The organism is Pseudomonas sp. RL_5y_Pfl2_69 (assembly GCF_963970465.1).
Lineage (GTDB): Bacteria > Pseudomonadota > Gammaproteobacteria > Pseudomonadales > Pseudomonadaceae > Aquipseudomonas.
On the sequence record NZ_CAXAOU010000011.1, the window covers coordinates 60,091 to 81,805 of the forward strand.

Here is a 21,715-nt window from a genome sequence, read left to right on the forward strand (position 1 = left end):
CTTACAGGTCGCCGAAAAAACGCTTCACGCCTTCAAACCAGCCCGTGGCGTTTGGGGAATGGCAGCTATCGCCTTCCAGCGTGGTACGGAACTCTTCCATCAGTTCACGCTGACGACGACTCAACTTGACCGGAGTTTCAACTACAACGCGGCACATCAGATCGCCTGCACCACCGCCACGCACCGGAGCAACGCCCTTGCCACGCAAGCGGAACTGCTTGCCAGTCTGAGTACCTTCAGGGACTTTCAACTTGACCCGACCATCCAGCGTTGGCACTTCAAGCTCTGCGCCCAATGCGGCATCAGCCACGCTGATCGGCACTTCACAGAACAAATGCTTGCCGTCGCGCTGGAAAATCGCGTGCTCGCGCACATCGATCACTACATACAGATCGCCAGTCGGCCCACCCTGTACGCCCGCCTCGCCTTCGCCCGACAGACGAATGCGATCGCCGGTATCAACGCCCGCAGGGACTTTGACGGAAAGGGTTTTGTATTCTTCTACACGGCCTTCGCCACGGCAGCTGTCGCACGGATCAGAGATGACCTTGCCTTGACCATGGCAACGCGGGCAAGTCTGCTGAACAGCGAAGAAACCCTGCTGCATGCGCACCTGACCAATACCGCCACAGGTTGTACAGGTCACAGGCGAAGAGCCCTTCTTGGCGCCCGAGCCGTCACATGGTTTGCAGTTGACCAGCGTCGGAACGCGGATATTGACCGTGGTACCGCGCACGGCTTCTTCCAGATCCAGCTCCAGCGTGTAGCGCAAATCACTACCACGCTGAGCGCCACCCCGGGAGCCGCCACGGCCACCACCAAAGAAATCGCTGAACACATCGCCAAAAATATCGGAGAAGTTCTGGCCGCCAAAACCAGCGCCGCCGCCACCCATTTGCGGATCAACACCGGCATGGCCGTATTGATCGTAGGCCGCACGCTTGCTGGAGTCCGACAGAACTTCGTAAGCTTCGTTAGCTTCCTTGAACAGTTCTTCCGAGGCCTTGTCATCCGGATTGCGGTCCGGGTGATGCTTCATCGCCAGTCGGCGATAAGCTTTTTTCAGTTCGATCTCAGTCGTAGTGCGTTCAACACCCAATATTTCGTAATAGTCGCGCTTTGCCATAATTCTTTGCACTCTCAAGGACGTTCGACAAAACCCTCCCGAGCCTCGCCAAACCCGCCAAGCCCGAAAAGGATCAGACCCGACTCACGTCTTTTCAACGATATTGGTTTCTGTTTAACAGCCAATGCATTGGCCGACAGGAGCGGTTACCTCTGGCCGGAAAACAAGAAAGATCCAGACCAAACCGCCAGCATTCGACCTTGTCGCATGCTGTAAAAATTCCTTTACTCCAGACACGCCAACGCGGGAGCAAGCTCCCGCGCGGCGACATCCTACCAGTCACCGCTAAAGCGCGGTCAACTGGCCGACAAACAAGCTGATTACTTGTTGTCTTTTACTTCTTCGAACTCAGCGTCGACAACGTCGTCCGCTTTTTCAGCCGAATCAGCTGGCTTGGCCGCTGCGTCTGCCGGGTTCGCTTGCTCGGCGTACATTTTCTGTGCAACCGGAGCAGACACCTTGGACAGCTCTTCAACCTTGGCTTCGATAGCAGCCTTGTCGTCGCCTTTAACAGCGGCTTCAAGTGCAACTACAGCAGCTTCGATTGCAGCTTTCTCTTCCTCGGTTACTTTGTCGCCAGCATCGACGATCATTTTGCGAGTCGAGTGAACCAGTGCGTCGCCCTGGTTACGTGCAGCTGCCAGCTCTTCGAACTTGCGGTCTTCCTCAGCATTGATCTCGGCATCACGAACCATCTGAGCGATTTCTTCCTCGGACAGACCCGAGTTAGCCTTGATCACGATGGACTGAGACTTGCCAGTCGCCTTGTCTTTTGCACTTACGTGCAGGATGCCGTTGGCATCGATGTCGAAGGTTACTTCGATCTGAGGCACGCCACGTGGAGCTGGTGGAATGTCGGCCAGGTCGAACTTGCCCAACGACTTGTTCTGTGCGGCTTGCTTACGCTCACCTTGCAGTACGTGAATGGTCACAGCGCCCTGGTTATCGTCAGCAGTCGAGAACACTTGCGATTTCTTGGTAGGAATCGTGGTGTTTTTCTCGATCAGAGCAGTCATTACACCGCCCATGGTTTCGATACCCAGAGTCAGCGGGCTCACGTCCAGCAACAGAACGTCTTTAACATCACCGGCCAATACCGCGCCCTGGATGGCAGCACCCATTGCAACAGCTTCGTCCGGGTTCACGTCTTTACGTGCTTCCTTGCCGAAGAACTCGGTTACCAGCTTCTGTACCAGCGGCATACGAGTCTGACCACCGACCAAGATCACGTCGTTGATCGCGCCAACGTCGATACCAGCGTCTTTCAGAGCAATGCGGCAAGGCTCGATGGTGCGCTGAACCAGGTCTTCAACCAACGATTCCAGCTTGGCGCGGGAAATCTTCACGTTCAAGTGCTTAGGACCGGTGGCATCTGCAGTGATGTAAGGCAGATTCACGTCAGTCGACTGGCTCGAAGACAGTTCGATCTTGGCTTTTTCAGCAGCTTCTTTCAGACGCTGCATCGCCAGCGGGTCACCTTTGAGGTTCATGCCGCTTTCTTTCTTGAACTCGTCAACCAGGTAGTCGATCAGACGGATGTCAAAGTCTTCACCACCCAGGAACGTGTCACCGTTGGTTGCCAGCACTTCAAACTGGTGCTCGCCATCAACTTCGGCAATTTCAATGACCGACACGTCGAAAGTACCGCCACCCAAGTCATAAACGATGACAGTGTGGTCGCCCTTCGCTTTATCCATACCGTAAGCCAGAGCAGCTGCGGTTGGTTCGTTGATGATGCGTTTAACGTCCAGACCCGCGATACGGCCGGCGTCTTTGGTTGCCTGACGCTGGCTGTCGTTGAAGTAGGCCGGAACGGTAATGACCGCTTCAGTCACTGGCTCGCCGAGGTAGTCTTCGGCGGTTTTCTTCATTTTCTTCAGAATTTCAGCCGAGATCTGTGGCGGAGCCATTTTCTGGCCGTTCACTTCAACCCAAGCGTCGCCGTTGTCAGCCTTGGCGATCTTGTACGGAACCATCTGAATGTCTTTCTGTACAACTTCTTCGTCAAAGCGACGACCGATCAGACGCTTCACCGCGTACAGGGTGTTATGCGGATTGGTCACTGCCTGACGCTTGGCCGATTGGCCAACCAGAATTTCGCCATCATTGGCGTACGCAACGATCGACGGCGTAGTACGCGCGCCTTCTGCGTTTTCGATAACTTTTGCTTTACCGTTTTCCAGAACCGAAACACACGAGTTGGTGGTCCCGAGGTCAATACCGATAATTCTGCCCATGTTTACTCTCCCTAAATTTGAATTTTGTTGCCGCAGCAGTAATGACCAACTGCGGCATTGCTTAACGCTTGACTTCTAAATGGGGGCCTTGCGGCCGATTTCAAGCCTTTTCGTCAATCGATGGCGAAACCGGCGCTGGCGCCTTGCTGACTACGACCATAGCCGGGCGCAGCAAGCGACCATTGAGCTGATAACCCTTTTGAAACACCTTGAGCACACTGTTTGGCTCCAGGTCAGCACTTTCCTGCATTGCCATCGCCTGATGATGCTCGGCATTGAAGGGCTCGCCGTGCGGGTCGATCGCTTCCAGCTGATAACGCTTCAGGGTGTCCTGGAACATTTTCAGGGTCAGTTCGATCCCTTCGCGCATCGGACGAATGTTTTCATCGTCCGGGCTGGACAGCTCAAGACCGCGCTCCAGACTGTCGATCACCGGCAACAGGTCGCCAGCGAACTTCTCCAGCGCAAACTTGTGAGCCTTCTCAACATCCTGCTCAGCGCGGCGGCGAACGTTCTGCAGATCGGCAGCTACGCGCAGAGCCTGATCATTAGCGGCTGCCAGCTGCTCTTCAAGCACCTGCACACGGGCTACCAAATCTTCACCTGCTACATCGGCGGCCTGGTTGGCGTCCTGGTTCTGCGTATCCATAGTCTGTTCGTCTGCCATAGATTTCTCCTTTCAAACTTCGTCCGCGAGCTCGACTCGCGCTTCTGCCAAGGTATATGGGGTCGCAATTCTCAGGTTCAAGAGCCTGAAAACCAGAAAATAGATGTTAGAGCCCCCTGGCGTTACCTGCAAAAAAACAAAATCGAGCTAAAAAACCCAAAAAAACAAGCAAATCGAACTAAGTACAGCCATTGTCAGCACGAAACAAAACACTGTATAAATAACCAGACATTACGTTTTGGAGCAGCTCCTATGCTGGTGCACCTGTCCGTACACAACTACGCCATCGTTGAACATCTCGATCTCGAACTGGATCGCGGGATGAGTGTAATCACTGGCGAGACCGGTGCCGGCAAATCGATCATGCTCGACGCCCTGGGCCTCACACTAGGGGACCGCGCAGACAGCGGTGTTGTCCGCCCGGGAGCCGACAAGGCCGATATCCTGGCCACGTTCGACCTGCAAGACATACCAGAAGCCCGGGCCTGGCTTGCCGAGCGCGACCTGGAAGGCGAAGGCCCGTGCATCTTGCGCAGAGTCATTACTGCCGAAGGCCGCTCGCGCAGCTACATCAACGGCACCCCCTGCCCCCAAGGCGACCTCAAGGCCCTGGGCGAGCTGCTGATTGATATCCACAGCCAGCACGAGCACCAGTCGCTGCTCAAACCCGACACCCACCGCCGCCTGCTCGACGAGTTTGCCGGCGCCACCGACCTTGCCCGCCAGGTGCAATTGGCCGCGCAACGCTGGCGCCAGACCAGGCAAGAGCTTGAACACCTGTCCAACTCCGGCGATGAACAGCGCTCGCGCCATCAACTGCTCAGCTACCAGCTCGAAGAACTTGAAACCCTTTCCCTGGGCGAGAACGAACTGGAAGAACTGGAACAGGAACACAAAAACCTGACCAACGCCGAAACCTTGCTGACCATATGCCGCCAGGTGGTGGAGCAATGCAGCGAAAGCGACTCAGGCAACGTGCTCAATGCCCTGACGGTGAGCCTCAATCGCCTTTCAAGCATCAACAACAACTCGGGCTCACTGGGCGAAGCCACCGATCTGCTGGCCAGCGCACAAATTCAAGTCGAAGAAGCCGTGGGCGAACTCAATCGCTTTATCGACCATTTTGATGCTGATCCAGGCCGACTGCAGTACCTGGAAGAAAGGCTCGACACCATCTATACACTGGCGCGCAAACACCGCGTGCAACCCACCGAAGTGGCTGCCTTGCAGCAAAAACTGCTGGATGAACTCGAAACCCTCAACGCCAACGACGAGAACATCGAACGCCTGGCCAATGAGCTGACGTCCTATTCCCGCCACTATAATGAGTGCGCACGCGAACTCAGCAACTTGCGCAGCCAGGCTGCAACGCGCCTGAGCAGTGCCGTTGAAGAAGAAATACAGCGCCTTGGCATGCCCGGTGGCCGTTTCGTGATTGAACTGCGCCCACAGAGCAGCAATGACCCTATGCCTCAAGGCCTGGAGCAGGTCGAACTGCTCGTAAGTGCCAACCCCGGCCAGCCACTCAAGGCATTGGCCAAAGTTGCCTCTGGCGGTGAGCTGTCACGTATCAGCCTGGCCATCCAGGTAATTACCGCTCAAACATCCCGCGTACCCACTCTGGTATTCGACGAAGTGGATGTCGGGATTGGCGGCCCGACGGCCGAAATCGTGGGGCAACTGCTACGCCGCCTTGGCGAGCGAGGCCAAGTACTGACAGTCACTCACTTGCCGCAAGTGGCTGCCCAATGTCATCAACACCTTTTTGTACACAAGGTCCGTGAGAGCGATACCACCCGTACTGCCGTGGCCAAACTGAGTAAAAAAGAGCGCGTAGAAGAAGTTGCACGCATGCTCGGCGGTGTCGACCTGACCAAAGAATCCTTGGCCCACGCCAAAAAAATGGTCGTCACTGCAAAGAATCTGGCGGCTTAACGACGAACGGTTATCAAAAGACCGATATCAGAAAGCACGAAGGCGGCCCTTGGGCCGCCTTCGATCGTTTCGCGAACCGTAGCTCGCGTGACATGCTTACTTGGACTTCTTGCGCACGTACAGCACCAAGTTGTGATCCACCAACTCAACACCGTGCTTGGCTGCAATGGCGTGCTGCAGTTTTTCGATGTCTTCGTCGAAAAACTCGATCACTTCACCGCTGTCCACGTTGACCATATGGTCGTGGTGGCCGCCGTCAGCATCAGCCAATTCAAAGACCGCATGACCGCCATCAAAGTTATGGCGAATCACCAGCCCGGCTGACTCGAACTGGGTCAGTACACGGTAAACCGTGGCCAGCCCGACGTCCTCGCCTGCTTGCATAAGTGCCTTGTAAACGTCCTCGGCGCTCATGTGACGCTGCTCTGCAGAGTCAAGCATCTGTAGAATTTTGACTCGTGGCAGAGTCACCTTAAGTCCGGCCTTACGTAGTTCGCTATTTTCAACCATGGTTAGCTTTCTCGCGGAAGCGGCTTCGCAGCTTCTCTTAATACGGGTATGATCGGCGTTTACGTTGTCCCAGCCAAGATAGTGGAAGTCGCCCACCGATGCAAAACACCAAGCTCTTGCTAACCAGTTTCACCTTTGTGGGACTGCTCGCACTCGCCGGTTGTTCATTCCCCGGGGTTTACAAAATCGACATCCAACAGGGCAATGTCGTCACGCAGGACATGATAAACCAGTTACGCCCGGGAATGACCCGTCGGCAAGTGCGGTTTATCATGGGCAACGCCCTGCTGACCGATACATTCCACCCTGATCGCTGGGATTACCTGTATAGCCTGCAGCCCGGCGGCGGTGAACGCCAACAGGAACGCGTCAGCGTGTTCTTCAACCAAAATGACCAGCTCGTAAGCTTGTCAGGCGACTTCAAGCCTGGCGTAAGCCGCGACGAAGCCATTCTCGGCAAAACCGGCGGCACAAACGTGACCGAGCCGGCCACTGAAGCTCCAGTCGAGAAGAGCGAAGTTCCAGCCAAGCCTGGTTCGTTGCTTGATCAAATCCAGAAGGACGTAGACGGTGTTGAAACCGTACCGGTTCCTACGCCAGAACCTCTGGACACAACCGAACAATAAGCGTTCGGCACAAAAAAGCCCGGCATGCCGGGCTTTTTGTTGTCTGCAATAAAGTGCTCACTGCTGACTCAGGCGCTTGGCCTCGGCAGCTTTAGCCGCACGCTGACGCCGAATTTCTTTAGGGTCGGCCAGCAGCGGGCGATACATCTCAATGCGATCGCCCGCCTGCAACACCCGGGTTTCAGGCTCTGCGACCTGTTTGCCGAAGATCCCCACCGGGCAATTCGCCAGATCGAGTTCGGGAAACTCACGCCCCATGCCCGACGCCAAAACCGCAGCCCGTAAAGTCGTACCCTGGGGTACAACCACAGTCAGCAGGCACTGACGATCAACAGCGGCATACACCACCTCAACGTCAATCATGAGCTCAGCCATACAACTGCTTGGCACGCTGACAGAATGCATCCACCAGCGTGTTGGCCGCCTGATTGAACAAAGGCCCCAGGGTCGCCTTGACGATAGCCCCGGCGTAATCGAAGGTCATGTCCAGGCTGATCTTGCAGGCCTTCTCACCCAACGGTTTGAACACCCACATACCGTGCAGCTTGGTAAACGGGCCTTCTTCCAGGTTCATTTCAATGGATTGACCCGGCACCAGCGTATTGCAGGTCACGAAGTGCTGGCTCAGGCCGCCCTTCGCCACACCCAGGCTGGCGCGCATCAGCACCTCAGTGCTTTCCAGGATTTCGGCAGACGAACACCACGGCAAAAATTGCGGGTAACTCGCAACATCATTCACCAGGTCATAAAGAGCCTGGGCTGGATAAGGCAACAAAGCGGAGCGTTGGATATGGGTAGTCATGTCAGCGTTACTTCCACAGCTGGGCGGCAAACACAATCAGAATGCCGAGTGGCGCCACATAGCGCATCAGAAAAAGAGTCAGGGCGAACAACGCCGGGCTACGCATCGACAACTCGTCGCGAACCGCACCGCGCCCCATGATCCAGCCTGCAAAGACCACAAAGCACAGCCCGCCCAAAGGCAACATGATACGCGAGGTGAAGAAATCGACGACACCAAAGAAGTCCAGGCCGCTTGCAGCGCCCCATTGATAGAGGTGAAAACCCGAGTCTTCACTCACGAAAAACTTGGCCTGTTTCCAGATATTGAACGAAAACACCGTGCCCAGCCCAACAAACCAACAACTGAACGCCAGCCAGAACGTGACCCACAAGCGTCGAACCTTGGTCCGCTCCACCAGATAAGCCACCATCGGCTCAAGCAATGAAATGGCTGAGCTCCAGGCGGCCACCGCCACCAGAACGAAAAACACCACGCCCATCAACTGACCAAACGCCACATTGCCGAAGGCAAAAGGCAAGGTCACAAACATCAACCCCGGCCCTTCGCCAGGGTTAAGTCCCGACGCGAAGACAATTGGAAACAATGCCAGCCCGGCGAGCAATGAGACAAACGTGTCGATCAGGGCGACCCCCACGACCGTTCCGGAAATCGATACGTTCTTCGGCATATACGCGCCGTAAATCATAATCGAGCCCACGCCCACACTCAGCGAAAAGAAGGCATGTCCCATCGCCGCCAGCAAACCATCGAGCACGCGATCAGGGTTGAAGTCGAACATGAAATGCACGCCCTGCATAAAGTGCCCTGTGGTCATGCTGTAACCCAGCAACACCAGCAGCAGCACAAACAGCAACGGCATCATGATCTTCAGGCTGCGCTCAAGCCCCGCCACCACGCCTTTGGCAATCACATACGCCGACAACAACATAAACGCGGTGTGCCAGAAAGTGAGCCTCCAGGGGTTGGAAATCACGCCACCAAAGTACTCTCCGACCTGAGCAGCCGTCGCGCCCTGAAAATCACCCTTGCCCATATTAATGATGTAATCCAGCGACCAACCGCCCACCACGCTATAGAAAGATAAAATCAGCAGCGCCGTAATCATCCCGGCAAAAGCCCCCCACGACCAACGCCCCGAGTGCCCGGCCTCTACCGCCAACACCTTCAAGGCATTCGCCGGACTAAGCCGCGCACGCCGCCCGATCAGGGTTTCAGCCAACATGACAGGCACACCAATCAGCGCGATGCAGGCCAAAAACACCAATACAAATGCGCCGCCGCCATAGACGCCAACCATATAAGGAAATTTCCAGATACTGCCCAAACCCACGGCAGAACCGGTCGCAGCGAAAATAAAGACCCAACGGCTTGCCCAACTGCCGTGGACAGAAACCTTGTCTGTCGACATCGTTACTACGCCCAACCACTAAAAAAAGAGGGCGCATTGTCCGGGAATCAACCTACGTGCTCAAGCACGCAGGTGCCCGTAGCCGACACGCTCGCAACTGCCTATAATGCCGGCCCTATGGCTAAACAGAAGAAACACCCTACAGGGACCATCGCGCAGAATAAAAAAGCGCGACACGATTACTTCATCGAACATCGGTTCGAGGCTGGTCTGGTCCTGGCCGGCTGGGAAGTAAAAAGTCTGCGTGCAGGCAAGGCACAACTGGTCGACAGTTATGTGCTGCTCAAGGATGGTGAAGCATGGTTGCTCGGCAGCCATATTTCACCCCTGACGACTGCCAGCACCCACGTCATCGCCGACCCGACGCGCAGCCGCAAACTGCTGCTTAACCAGCGCGAGCTGGAAAAGCTGTTTGCCGCAGTGCAGCAGAAGGGTTACGCCTGCGTCTGCCTCTCGCTTTACTGGAGCAAGCACTTGATCAAGTGCGAAATTGCCCTGGGTAAAGGCAAGAAGGAATACGACAAGCGTCATACCGAGCGCGAGCGTGATTCTGACCGCGAGTTGCAGCGCGCAGTGCGCAACAAGGGCAAGGAAGACTAGTTCTTTCACCCTTGCTCTTGTGGGAGCGGGCTTGCTCGCGATGCAGGCGATACGGTCTTTCAGTAGAACCGCATCGATGCAATCGCGATCAAGCCCGCTCCCACAAGTTTTGCCTTAACCTTTACAACCCATTACGCCGCTCGGCCCGCGCCATGCGCTGCACTTCCTGACGCACTTCTTCCAGTACCTCCTGCACGTACACCAAATGGCGGCTCGCCACTTCCCGGGCGTCCTCCGCCCTGCCCTCGATAATCGCCAGGTACAATTCGCGGTGCTGACTGATCAGCATGTCGCGCGTTTCGCTGCGCTGCTTGTACATGCCGCCAATGTTAGTCACCACGTTGCGCTTGAGCAGATCGAACAGCCCGCGAATCGTGTGCAACAACACCGCGTTATGGCTCGCCTCAGCGATAGCCAGATGGAAGCTCGCATCCGCCTCTCCCTCTTCCGAGCGACTGACCTCATCAACCCGCGCATAACAATCCTGCAATCGTTCAAACGCCAGCCGTAGTCGCTCGCGATCCATCTCGGTGGCTCTGGATGCGGCGTAAAAAGCGCACGAAGCCTCAAGGGTGTGACGAAACTCAAGCAGATCGCGCTGTGCTTCGGGGTTGCTTTCGAGCAGTTGCAGCAAGGGATCGCTGAACGTCGAGCCCAGCGATGTCGCCACATAATTGCCGCCACCCTGACGACTGACCAGCAGCCCCTTGGCCGACAATTTCTGGATCGCCTCACGCAACGACGGGCGCGACACGCCAAACTGTTCCGCCAGCGCACGTTCGGCGGGCAAACGCTCACCCGACTTCAGCGTGCCCTCAAGGATCATCCCCTCAAGTTGCTCGACAATATCGTCCGACAAACGGCGCTGACGAATCTGATCAAACCCCATAACTGCTCTCCACCCTCCCGACCACGCGCCGGGGGCCGCTATTCTCGCTGATTCGCGCCACTCACACACCCACCAGAACACCGCCTGAAACCCCGGGCAGATGCCCCGACGACGAGCGCCTCGACTAAAGATTGTGAGGCGGCAAATTGACACATGCCACATAAGGCTTTTAACCTAGCCAACAGCGACTGTAAATTGGTAATACCAATATACCAAATGCAATCGTAGCATCAACCAATAACAATTAGGGGCCACCCCATATGCAAACCTGGCAACAGCTCTACAGTCCGCTCGGCAGCCTCGGCCTGTCCGCTCTCGCGGCCGTTATCCCGATCGTATTCTTCTTCCTGGCCCTGGCCGTGTTCCGCCTCAAAGGTCACGTCGCAGGCAGCATTACCCTGGGCCTGTCGATTCTGGTGGCCATCTTTGCCTTCCAGATGCCTGTCGACATGGCCTTCGCAGCAGCGGGCTATGGATTTGCCTATGGCCTTTGGCCGATTGCCTGGATCATCGTTGCCGCGGTGTTCCTCTACAAATTGACCGTCAAGAGCGGCCAGTTTGAAATCATCCGCAGTTCCGTACTGTCGATCACTGACGATCAGCGCCTGCAAGTGCTGCTGATCGGCTTCTGCTTCGGTGCATTCCTTGAAGGTGCAGCCGGTTTCGGTGCCCCGGTAGCGATTACTGCCGCACTGCTCGTAGGCCTGGGCTTCAACCCTCTGTACGCAGCAGGCCTGTGCCTGATCGCCAACACCGCGCCGGTGGCCTTTGGCGCCCTGGGCATCCCGATCATCGTTGCAGGCCAGGTGACTGGCATCGACGCCTTCAAGATCGGCGCCATGGCTGGCCGTCAGTTGCCATTGCTGTCGCTGTTCGTACCGTTCTGGCTGGTCTTCATGATGGATGGCCTGCGCGGCGTGCGTGAAACCTGGCCCGCAGCCCTGGTGGCCGGCTTGAGCTTCGCCATCACCCAGTACTACACCTCGAACTACATTGGCCCGGAACTGCCGGACATCACCTCGGCGCTCGCCAGCCTGGTCAGCCTGACGCTGTTCCTCAAAGTGTGGCAACCAAAACGCACCGCAGGCGCTCAGATCGCTGGCGTTTCGTCGGACGTAACCGTCACCGCCAGTGCAGGTGGTTTCGGCAAGCCGACCAACCTGATGGCTTCGCCTTACAGCCTGATGCAGATCCTCAAGGCGTGGTCGCCGTTCCTGATCCTGACCGTGCTGGTCACCATCTGGACCCTCAAACCGTTCAAGGCCATGTTCTCCGCCGGTGGTTCGATGTACGGCTGGGTATTCAACTTCGCGATCCCGCACCTTGATCAACTGGTGATCAAGACTGCACCGATCGTCAACGCACCGACAGCCATTGCAGCCGTATTCAAACTTGACCCGATTTCAGCCACCGGCACCGCGATCTTCTTCTCCGCGCTGATCTCGATGCTGATCCTGAAAATCGACATCAAGACTGGTCTTACCACTTTAAAAGAGACCCTCTACGAGCTCCGCTGGCCGATCCTGTCCATCGGTATGGTGCTGGCCTTTGCCTTCGTTACCAACTACTCGGGCATGTCTTCCACTATGGCCCTGGTGCTGGCAGGTACGGGCGCGGCATTCCCGTTCTTCTCGCCATTCCTTGGCTGGCTGGGTGTGTTCCTGACCGGTTCCGACACCTCGTCCAACGCCCTGTTCAGCTCGCTGCAAGCCACTACCGCACACCAGATCGGCGTCAGCGACACCCTGATGGTTGCCGCCAATACCAGCGGTGGCGTGACCGGAAAAATGATTTCCCCGCAATCGATCGCAGTGGCATGTGCCGCGACCGGTCTGGTGGGTAAAGAGTCTGACCTGTTCCGCTTCACCCTCAAGCACAGCCTGTTCTTCGCCACCATCGTTGGCCTGATCACGCTGGCCCAGGCGTACTGGCTCACCGGCATGCTGGTGCACTAATACACGCTATGGTTACTGCACATTAATGGCGCCGGGGCACAGCCCCGGCGTCAGTAATTCACTACCCGGTCCACCTCGGTGGACACATAACCGGGACCACCCGGAGACGCCTGATGAGCGAGCTTTTCTACAATGCCGTGCCGAATGCGACCCGCGTCGCCCCACCCCTGCCAACTCCTCGCCAATACCCTGCGCATAAACCGCGCAAGGTCTATCTGTTCGGCACCTGCGTAGTCGATCTGTTCTTCCCCGAAGCCGGGATGGACGCCATCCATCTGATCGAGCGCGAAGGTATCGAAGTCGATTACCCGCAAGGTCAAAGCTGCTGCGGACAACCGGCCTACACCTCGGGCTACACCGACCAGGCACGGGAGGTGGCACGTTCACAGCTGGCCCTGTTTGCTGAAGATTACCCGGTGGTCGTGCCGTCCGGCTCCTGCGCCGGCATGCTGCGCGAGCACTACGAAGACCTGTTCAAAGACGAGCCCGAAACCTTGAAAAAGGTTCACGCACTGGCTGATCGCACCTTTGAACTCACTGAATTTTTGCTGTTTGTGTGCAAGGTCCAATTCCAGGACCACGGCGCCCCGGTCAAGGTCGCGCTGCACACCTCATGCTCCGCACGCCGCGAAATGAACACCCACCTGCACGGCCGCGAAATGCTCGCGCAACTGAGCAATGTGGAACGCATCGACCACAGCCACGAAAGTGAATGCTGCGGTTTTGGTGGGACATTCAGCGTACGCATGCCGGATATTTCCGGCGCAATGGTCGCCGACAAGACCCGCTCCCTGATTGAAACCGGCGCGCATCAAGTGCTCACCGCCGACTGCGGCTGCCTGATGAACATCAACGGCTCGCTGGAAAAACAGAAACAAGCCCTGCGCGGCCAGCATCTGGCCAGTTTTCTGTGGCAGCGCACTGGAGGTGAGCAATGAACGCCAGCACCCTGATTCCCACCGTCGCGGTTGAAGAAGACTTCCGCGAGCGCGCTCACGAAGCCCTGGGTGACAAGCAACTGCGAAACAACTTTCGCAGTGCAATGGATTCCCTGATGACAAAACGCGCCGTGGCCTTCAGCGACGCCCACGAGCGCGAACACTTGCGCGCACTGGGCAACGCCATCCGCGCCCGCGCCCTCTCCAAACTGCCCGACCTGCTGGAACGACTGGAAGCCAACCTGACCCGCAACGGGGTGCAGGTGCATTGGGCCGAAACCGTCGAGCAGGCTAACGAAATCGTCATGTCCATCGCTCGCCGCCGCGCCGCCAAACAGGTGATCAAAGGCAAGTCGATGGTCAGCGAAGAGATGGAAATGAACCACGTGCTCGGCGCCCAGGGGATTGAATGCCTTGAGTCCGACATGGGTGAGTACATCGTTCAACTGGACAACGAAAAACCGTCCCACATCATCATGCCCGCGATCCACAAAAACGCAGGGCAAGTGGCCGACCTGTTTCACGAAAAGCTCGGCGTGGAATACACCAAAGACGTCGACCAACTGATCCAGATCGGTCGACGGGTACTGCGGCAAAAATTCTTCGAAGCTGATATCGGCGTGTCGGGGGTCAACTTCGCCGTCGCCGAAACCGGCACCTTGCTGCTGGTGGAAAACGAAGGCAACGGCCGTATGTCGACCACCGTGCCCCCCGTACACATTGCCGTCACCGGTATCGAGAAAGTCGTCGAAAACCTGCGCGACGTTGTACCACTGGTGTCGCTGTTGACCCGTTCTGCACTGGGCCAGCCGATCACCACCTACGTCAACATGATCTCCGGCCCGCGCAAACCCGGCGAGTTGGACGGCCCTGAAGAAGTGCACCTGGTACTGCTCGACAACGGCCGCAGCCAGGCGTTTGCCGACAGTGAACTGCGCCAGACCCTGAACTGCATTCGCTGCGGTGCCTGCATGAACCACTGCCCGGTTTACACCCGCATTGGCGGCCATGCCTACGGAGAGGTCTACCCGGGTCCTATAGGCGCAATCATCACCCCGCATATGGTTGGCCTGGCCAAAGTTCCAGACCACCCGAGCGCATCGTCGCTGTGCGGTGCCTGTGGGGAAGTGTGTCCGGTAAAAATTCCGATCCCGGCATTGCTGCGACGCCTGCGCGAAGAGAACGTCAAAGCGCCCGATACCTCTCCCCGCATCATGCGCGGCCAGGGCAGCAAGTATTCACGCAAGGAACGTCTGATCTGGAACATGTGGGCCAAGCTCAACAGCTCACCCGCCCTGTACCGCGTATTCCTCAAGGCCGCCACCCGCCTGCGCGGGCTTACGCCGAGCAATGTCGGCCCGTGGACGCAAAACCACAGCGCCCCCAAACCCGCTGCCCGTTCGCTGCACGACATGGCCCGCGAACATTTGGTGAAAAAGTCGGGAGACCAGTGATGAGCGCTAAACAGAATATTCTCAACAAACTGCGCAAAAGTCTGACTGGCACCACACCGGTGCCTGACAACTTCGACGAAGTGCTGGTGACAGAGCCCTGGACCTATACCCCGGAGCAACGCATCCCACAGCTGCGCAAATTGATGGAAGCCGTACACACCGAAATCCACCTCAGCACTGAGCAAGACTGGCCAGCGCTGCTGGCGCAATTGGTCACCGACCGTCAATTGCCCAGTTTGCTGATTGCGCCGACTACACCCCACGGGCAGAAAGTAACCGCGCACTGGGCACAAAACCCTGCGTTGCCAACGCTCAAGGCCTACGATCGCCCAGTGGAAGAGTGGAAGGCCGAACTGTTCAACGACACCCCGGCCAGTTTCACCACCACCCTGGGGGCGATTGCCGCCACCGGCAGCCTGATCATGTGGCCTACCCCTGAAGAACCTCGGCTGATGAGCCTTGTACCACCGGTGCATTTTGCATTGCTCAAGGCCAGTGAAATCCGTGACAACTTCTATCAGGTGCAGCACGAGATGAACTGGTCAGCGGGCATGCCGACCAATGCATTGCTGGTGTCCGGTCCGTCGAAAACCGCCGATATCGAACAAATCCTCGCCTACGGCGCCCACGGTCCGAAAGACCTGATCGTGTTGATTCTGGAGGATGCATGAGTCTGCCCGCCGCATTTGTGCGTGATGCCGAACGGCTGATACCGCAAGACCGCCGCTTCAACGATCCACTCTCCACCCTGGCTTTTGGCACTGACGCGAGCTTTTATCGGCTGATTCCCAAGCTGGTGATTCGGGTTGAGTCCGAAGACGAAGTCGTCGAACTGCTGAATCTTGCCCGGCGCGATCAAGTGTCGGTGACCTTCCGCGCCGCGGGCACCAGCTTGTCAGGCCAGGCCATCAGCGACTCGGTGCTGATCGTGCTGGGGGATAACTGGAACGCCAGGGAAATTCGCGACCAGGGCATGCAAATCCGCCTGCAACCCGGCGTCATCGGCGCGCAGGCCAACGCCTGGCTGGCCCCGTTCGGACGCAAGATCGGCCCCGACCCGGCCTCGATCAACGCCTGCAAAATTGGCGGCATCGTCGCCAATAACGCCAGCGGCATGTGCTGCGGCACCGCGCAAAACACCTACCACACACTGGCTGGCCTGCGCGTGGTATTGGCCGACGGCACCCGGGTCGACACCGAAGATGCGAGCAACATCGCCGCCTTTCGCCAAAGCCACGCCCCCCTGCTCGAACAACTTGGGACTTTAGCTCGCGAGACCCGCGCCAACACTGAACTGGCTGCCAAAATCCGGCATAAATACCGTCTGAAAAACACCACAGGGCTGTCGCTTAACGCCCTGGTAGATTTCGACGACCCGCTGGATATCCTTAGCCACCTGCTGGTGGGCAGCGAAGGCACCCTGGGCTTTATCAGCGCAGTGACCTACGACACCGTGATCGACCACCCGAGCAAGGCTTCGGCGCTGATCGTGTTCCCGGACGTTGAAACCTGCTGCAACGCTGTCACCGTGCTCAAGAGCCAGCCCGTCTCCGCCGTAGAACTGCTGGACCGCCGCAGCTTGCGCTCGGTACAGGACAAGCCGGGCATGCCCGCTTTCGTACAACAGCTGTCGGCCAATGCCTGCGCCCTACTGATCGAGTCTCGCGCAGCAACTCAGACGCTGCTGCACGAGCAACTGGGGCAAATCATGGCCTCGCTGTCGACCTTCCCGGTCGAGAAACAAATCGACTTCACCGAAGACCCCGCCGAGAACGCCAAGCTGTGGGCCATCCGCAAGGACACCTTCCCGGCAGTCGGTGCGGTGCGTAAAACCGGCACCACGGTCATCATCGAAGACGTGACCTTTCCGGTCGAACAACTGGCCATCGGCGTCAACCGCCTGATCGAACTGTTCGACAAGCACCACTACGACGAAGCGATCCTCTTCGGCCACGCGCTTGAGGGCAACCTGCACTTCGTCTTCACCCAGGGCTTCAACAATCCTGAAGAAGTGGCGCGTTACCAGGCCTTTATGGATGACGTGGCGCAACTGGTAGCCGTGGAGTTCGGCGGCTCGCTCAAGGCCGAACACGGTACGGGCCGCAACATGGCACCCTTTGTCGAGCTGGAATGGGGCAGCGACGCTTACCAGTTGATGTGGGCACTCAAGCGATTGCTCGACCCGCAGGGCATTCTCAACCCGGACGTGGTGCTCAGCGAAGACCCGCACATCCACCTCAAACACCTCAAGCCGATGCCCGCCGCAGACGAGATTGTGGATAAGTGCATCGAATGCGGTTTCTGCGAGCCGGTGTGCCCGTCCAAGGGACTGACCCTCAGCCCGCGCCAGCGAATTGTCATCTGGCGTGACATCCAGGCTAAAAAACGCGCAGGCATCGACACCACCGAACTGGAAAAAGCCTACGCCTATCAGGGCATTGATACCTGCGCAGCGACAGGGTTGTGCGCGCAACGTTGCCCGGTTGGCATCAACACCGGCGAACTGGTGAAAAAACTGCGTGCCCGCACAGCCCACAGCGTGAAAACCGCCGACTGGCTGGGCAATCATTTTGCAACCACGTTGCAAGGCGCACGCTTCACCCTGCATGTGGCCAATGGCGCACGCATGATGCTGGGGGCGCCACGCCTGGGGAAAATTTCGGCAGCACTGACCAAAGCCAGCAAGGGCCGCGTACCGTTGTGGACCAACGCCATGCCCCAGCCGGAGCGCGCAATCCGCTTTAGTCCGCCAGTCAATGATGAGCGGCCACGGGTCGTGTATCTGGCCGCCTGCGTCTCTCGGGTCATGGGCCCGGCAGCAGGCGACAGCGAACAAATGTCGCTGCTGGACAAAACCCGCGGCCTGCTGGAAAAGGCTGGTTACCAGGTGGTATTCCCCGACAACATGGACAGCCTGTGCTGCGGCCAGCCGTTTGCATCCAAGGGATACAACGAACAAGCCGAGCACAAGCGTCAGGAACTGATCGGTGCATTGCTGCACGCCAGCCGTGGCGGGCTTGATCCGATCTACTGCGACACCAGCCCGTGCACCTTGCGTCTGGTGCAGGATCTGGGCGAAACCCGCCTGGACCTGTACGACCCCGTTCGATTTATTCGCACCCACCTTGTGGATAAGTTGAGTTTCACCCCGCAGACCGCACCTATAGCCGTGCATGTCACCTGCAGCACCCAGCACCTTGGCGAAGGCCAGGCACTGATCGACATTGCACGCCTGTGCAGCACCCACGTAGTGATCCCGGAAGGCATTCACTGCTGCGGCTTTGCTGGCGACAAAGGCTTCACCACACCGGAGCTGAACGCTTACTCGCTGCGCACCTTGAAAGACGCAGTGCAGCAGTGCAGCGAAGGGATTTCGACCAGCCGCACCTGTGAAATTGGCCTGAGCCAGCATGGCGGGATTGATTACCACGGCCTGGTTTATCTGGTGGACCGCGTCACCAGCGCCCAGGCCTGAAAATGTGGGAGCGGGCTTGCTCGCGATGGCATCTGCGCGATCAGGCAGAATCACCGCGCCATCTGCATCGCGAGCAAGCTCACTCCCACCAAAAACAATCGACACCTGCGCCCGTTTTCGAACGCAAAAAAACTCGCCAAATACAGGCAGAACTCCCGAGCGTGGCTATAGTCAATTGGCTTAAGGCCCCAATCTTTGGGGCATATAACCGAGCCTGGAAACACCGGGCCTACCCTGTGCACAAGGAGTTTTCCCCATGAAGCGTACCGCTCTTGCTGGTCTGTTTATTTCCGCTGTGATGTTGGCTTCCCCGGTGTTTGCGGCAGATGACCTTTGCCAGATCAACTTGCAAAAGATCAATGATGCTGTAGCCAGCTCTGGAGAAATCAGCTCCGACTTACAAGACAACATCGACAGCACCGTAGCCCAGGCCAAGGAAGAACAATCCAAAGGCACGAAAGAAGGCACTCAAGCCTGCATTTCACTGACTACCCAAGTGCTCCAGGACATCTCCAACAACAACAAAGGTGGTGAGTAACCCCTTTGGGTTGGCCTTCTGCGCCAGAAAGGCGTAGACTCCGCAGGCTTGCTGGATACACAGCAAGCATCGGGGCCGTTTAGGATTCGACGCCGGTTGCGAAACTCTAGGTGCATGCCGAGTTGGTAACAGAACTCGTAAATCCACTGTTGCAACTACTTATAGTTGCCAATGACGAAACCTACGAGGGTCAAGCTCTCGCAGCGTAAGCTGCCTTAGCCATCCTCCTGGTACCTTCGGGTCCAGCAATCACTAGGGGATGCCTGTAAACCTGAAGTGATTGTCATATAGAACAGGATCGCCGTGCAGTACGTTGTGGACGAATCGGCTAAAACTTACACAACTCGCCCAAAGCACCCTGCCCTTCGGGTCGCTGAGGGTTAACTTAATAGATACGGCTAAGCATGTAGTACCGACAGCGGAGTACTGGCGGACGGGGGTTCAAATCCCCCCGGCTCCACCAAATAGCTGTCCAGACCTGTATCAGACAGTCTGCGAAACACCCAAGAAGCCCGCCCCGTGCGGGCTTTCTTGTTTCTGGCTATCCGTCCCTGTCTCCCCCTATCCAGACCCACCATGTATCCTCTCCTGTACCACGCCCGAAAATTGAAACTGAGGGGTACAAGGAAATGAAGCGCACTGAAATCAAGCGTCGCCCCTTGGCTGACACCGTATTGGCAACACTCGAACCTGATACCAAGGAATACCGTGAGCACGATGGAAACAGCCTCTACCTGAGGGTCCGTCCTGACGGCAACAAGTCCTGGCAGCTGCGGTACAAGAAGCCCGATGGCAAATGGTCATGGTTGGGACTTGGGAGTTATCCAGAAGTAGGCGGGGCCCTTGCTCGTCAAAAAGCTGCAGAGCTGCGAGCAGACTCAGCACAAGGGAGTAATCCCCTTGCCACCAAACGAGCCAGAAAAGCAGCAGAGATGGAAGCTGCCAGCAATACGTTCGAGCGGCTGGCTCGCGAGTGGTATGCCTCCAAACGTAAAAACTGGTCGTCAGGTACCGCAGTCAGAACCATCGGTGCCTTGGAGCTCCACGTTTTCCCTGTCTTCGGGAACCGCATCTATCAAGAAATACTTCCAATGGAATGGATGGAGTTTCTGCGGTCAATGGAGCTAAAGGGAATCATCGAGCAGACCAGCCGTGTTCGAGGCATGTGTCGAGAGATTTATGATCTCGCTCGCGTCACGGGAAGAGCGACCCACAATCCGCTGGAGGGCTTGCATAAGTTTTTGCAAACCAAGCCTGTGGAAAACTATGCGCATGTATCCCAAGAAGAATTGCCACCACTGCTGAGGGCCATCCGAGCGTACCCAAGCGCCCCCGATATCCGCATTGGCCTTCACCTACTCTCGATGCTCGCATGCCGCCCCTCCGCGCTTGGTGCGGTCATGGCGATCGACCGATAACGCACTGGAGTCCATCGCTGCCGCGCACTCGGACGGCCTCCTCGTACTCGACGAAATCGGCATGTGCGACCCCCGCATCATTGGCGAAACCGTTTACATGCTCGGCAACGGCACCGGTAAAGCCCGCGCTAATGATCGTGGCCAAGCGGGCCGACAGGTTCAAGAGTGGCGCCTGCTATTTCTATCCACAGGCGAAAAGACCTTGGCACAACACATGGCCGAGGCCAACAAAGAGCTCAAAACAGGCATGGAAGTACGCATGCTCGCGGTGCCTGCAGATGCCAGTAAAGGACTCGGCATGTTCGATGTATTGAATGGTTTCGAGGACGCTGCTGCGCTTTCTGACGCACTCAAGGCCCGAGTGGCCAAGTTCTATGGCACACCTCTCACAGCCTTTCTATCAGCGTTGTGCGAGCCCGGAAAAATGCACGGCTGGGCGATCATCTTGCGCCGCACCCTTGAAGGGTTTATTGCCAAGTCCCTGCCCGCCTCTGCTAGCGGTCAGGCACATCGTGCAGCCCTACGCTTTGGCCTTGCGGCTGCAGCTGGTGAGCTCGCTACTGCACTGGGTATAACCGGTTGGCCAGACGGCACGGCAACCACGGCTGCCCGTGTCTGCCTCAACGCGTGGCTGAATGAACGCGGCGGCGCCGGTAACTATGAAGGTGACGCGATCGTTGCTCGCCTGCGCCAAGTCATCGAGCGCTTTGGTGAAAGCCGCTTCACTCGCTGGGAGTCTGCCGCCGCCAAGATCGACGAGCACGGTCCGCGCACCATCGACCGGCTGGGCTTTCGTAAATCGTTGGAGCATGGCATGGGCGACGAGCTGCATACCACCAACACCTACTACGTGCTGCCCGAGGCGTGGCGCTCCGAAGTATTCAAAGGCATGAACATCAATGCCGTGAACAAGGAGCTGCTACGTCGCGGCGTGCTCGAGCCGGGAAGCGATGGTAAGGCGTCCAGCCTCGTCCGACTTCCCGGGCTAGGGCCACAACGCTGCTACATCGTCAAAACGATTCCGGGGACGGATGAGGGCGAGGCCAGGGCTGCCTGACGGTTGCCCATTGATCGAGGTAGTGCCGGCTCATTCCCGGCCTCGCCAGCCATTCAGCCAAACCCTAATCGAATTAC

The 21,715-nt window shown here is 57.5% G+C and carries 17 protein-coding genes, 1 other RNA gene and 2 pseudogenes; 12 read left to right on the forward strand and 8 right to left on the reverse strand.

The window, feature by feature from the left end; translation table 11 throughout:
* Position 1: 1 nt before the first annotated feature.
* The 3 genes from dnaJ to grpE form a co-directional block, all read right to left on the reverse strand.
* On the reverse strand, positions 2-1,126 hold the full coding sequence (gene dnaJ / locus AACY07_RS18185; RefSeq protein WP_019825896.1) for a molecular chaperone DnaJ: 1,125 nt from the start codon (positions 1,124-1,126) through the stop codon (positions 2-4).
* 320 nt (positions 1,127-1,446) lie between these two features.
* Entirely contained in the window at positions 1,447-3,363 is a 1,917-nt protein-coding gene (dnaK, locus tag AACY07_RS18190; RefSeq protein WP_019825894.1) for a molecular chaperone DnaK, read from the reverse strand.
* A gap of 100 nt (positions 3,364-3,463) precedes the next feature.
* Positions 3,464-4,030 (reverse strand): nucleotide exchange factor GrpE, encoded by a 567-nt coding sequence (grpE, locus tag AACY07_RS18195; protein WP_339476581.1) that lies wholly within the window; start codon positions 4,028-4,030, stop codon positions 3,464-3,466.
* 252 nt (positions 4,031-4,282) lie between these two features.
* Between grpE and recN the strand changes: the two genes are divergently transcribed.
* Positions 4,283-5,965: a DNA repair protein RecN gene (gene recN / locus AACY07_RS18200; RefSeq protein WP_339476584.1), complete on the forward strand. Its 1,683-nt coding sequence runs from the start codon at positions 4,283-4,285 to the stop codon at positions 5,963-5,965.
* 96 nt (positions 5,966-6,061) lie between these two features.
* Here recN and fur read toward each other — a convergent pair whose 3' ends face one another.
* On the reverse strand, positions 6,062-6,475 hold the full coding sequence (gene fur / locus AACY07_RS18205; RefSeq protein WP_019825889.1) for a ferric iron uptake transcriptional regulator: 414 nt from the start codon (positions 6,473-6,475) through the stop codon (positions 6,062-6,064).
* Positions 6,476-6,573: 98 nt separating this feature from the next.
* Between fur and AACY07_RS18210 the strand changes: the two genes are divergently transcribed.
* Positions 6,574-7,101 (forward strand): outer membrane protein assembly factor BamE, encoded by a 528-nt coding sequence (locus tag AACY07_RS18210; protein ID WP_048352541.1) that lies wholly within the window; start codon positions 6,574-6,576, stop codon positions 7,099-7,101.
* A 57-nt stretch (positions 7,102-7,158) separates the two neighbouring features.
* Here the strand turns inward: AACY07_RS18210 and AACY07_RS18215 are convergent, their stop codons facing one another.
* The 3 genes from AACY07_RS18215 to AACY07_RS18225 are packed head-to-tail and all read right to left on the reverse strand — an operon-like array spanning position 7,159 to position 9,314.
* Complete coding sequence (locus AACY07_RS18215) at positions 7,159-7,476, reverse strand: RnfH family protein (RefSeq protein WP_219262434.1); 318 nt, start codon at positions 7,474-7,476, stop codon at positions 7,159-7,161.
* Positions 7,469-7,903: a type II toxin-antitoxin system RatA family toxin gene (locus AACY07_RS18220; protein WP_019825884.1), complete on the reverse strand. Its 435-nt coding sequence runs from the start codon at positions 7,901-7,903 to the stop codon at positions 7,469-7,471. The genes AACY07_RS18215 and AACY07_RS18220 overlap by 8 nt, the downstream gene beginning before the upstream one ends.
* A gap of 7 nt (positions 7,904-7,910) precedes the next feature.
* Complete coding sequence (locus AACY07_RS18225) at positions 7,911-9,314, reverse strand: sodium-dependent transporter (protein ID WP_339476588.1); 1,404 nt, start codon at positions 9,312-9,314, stop codon at positions 7,911-7,913.
* A gap of 117 nt (positions 9,315-9,431) precedes the next feature.
* On the opposite strand from AACY07_RS18225, the gene smpB reads away from it, so the two are divergent.
* Positions 9,432-9,914 (forward strand): SsrA-binding protein SmpB, encoded by a 483-nt coding sequence (smpB, locus tag AACY07_RS18230; RefSeq protein WP_048362119.1) that lies wholly within the window; start codon positions 9,432-9,434, stop codon positions 9,912-9,914.
* Positions 9,915-10,035: 121 nt separating this feature from the next.
* Here smpB and AACY07_RS18235 read toward each other — a convergent pair whose 3' ends face one another.
* Positions 10,036-10,803: a GntR family transcriptional regulator gene (locus AACY07_RS18235; protein ID WP_133078313.1), complete on the reverse strand. Its 768-nt coding sequence runs from the start codon at positions 10,801-10,803 to the stop codon at positions 10,036-10,038.
* A 260-nt stretch (positions 10,804-11,063) separates the two neighbouring features.
* On the opposite strand from AACY07_RS18235, the gene AACY07_RS18240 reads away from it, so the two are divergent.
* The 9 genes and pseudogenes from AACY07_RS18240 to AACY07_RS18280 all read left to right on the forward strand — a co-directional run.
* Complete coding sequence (locus AACY07_RS18240) at positions 11,064-12,758, forward strand: lactate permease LctP family transporter (RefSeq protein ID WP_133078314.1); 1,695 nt, start codon at positions 11,064-11,066, stop codon at positions 12,756-12,758.
* 113 nt (positions 12,759-12,871) lie between these two features.
* Positions 12,872-13,696: a heterodisulfide reductase-related iron-sulfur binding cluster gene (locus AACY07_RS18245; RefSeq protein WP_133078315.1), complete on the forward strand. Its 825-nt coding sequence runs from the start codon at positions 12,872-12,874 to the stop codon at positions 13,694-13,696.
* Positions 13,693-15,150: a LutB/LldF family L-lactate oxidation iron-sulfur protein gene (locus tag AACY07_RS18250; protein ID WP_339476592.1), complete on the forward strand. Its 1,458-nt coding sequence runs from the start codon at positions 13,693-13,695 to the stop codon at positions 15,148-15,150. The genes AACY07_RS18245 and AACY07_RS18250 overlap by 4 nt, the downstream gene beginning before the upstream one ends.
* Positions 15,150-15,821: a LutC/YkgG family protein gene (locus AACY07_RS18255; protein ID WP_339476594.1), complete on the forward strand. Its 672-nt coding sequence runs from the start codon at positions 15,150-15,152 to the stop codon at positions 15,819-15,821. Before AACY07_RS18250 ends, AACY07_RS18255 begins: the two co-directional genes overlap by 1 nt.
* Positions 15,818-18,625 carry an FAD-binding and (Fe-S)-binding domain-containing protein gene (locus tag AACY07_RS18260; RefSeq protein WP_339476596.1) on the forward strand — a complete coding sequence of 936 codons (2,808 nt, stop codon included), beginning with the start codon at positions 15,818-15,820 and terminating at the stop codon, positions 18,623-18,625. The genes AACY07_RS18255 and AACY07_RS18260 overlap by 4 nt, the downstream gene beginning before the upstream one ends.
* A gap of 256 nt (positions 18,626-18,881) precedes the next feature.
* Complete coding sequence (locus AACY07_RS18265) at positions 18,882-19,163, forward strand: hypothetical protein (RefSeq protein WP_133078319.1); 282 nt, start codon at positions 18,882-18,884, stop codon at positions 19,161-19,163.
* A 71-nt stretch (positions 19,164-19,234) separates the two neighbouring features.
* Positions 19,235-19,626, forward strand: a transfer-messenger RNA (tmRNA) gene (ssrA, locus tag AACY07_RS18270).
* Positions 19,627-19,792: 166 nt separating this feature from the next.
* A pseudogene (locus AACY07_RS18275) lies at positions 19,793-20,548 on the forward strand (tyrosine-type recombinase/integrase); the annotation flags it as partial.
* Positions 20,547-21,638, forward strand: a pseudogene (locus tag AACY07_RS18280) (DUF927 domain-containing protein); the annotation flags it as partial. The pseudogenes AACY07_RS18275 and AACY07_RS18280, both read left to right, overlap by 2 nt.
* Positions 21,639-21,715: the final 77 nt, after the last annotated feature.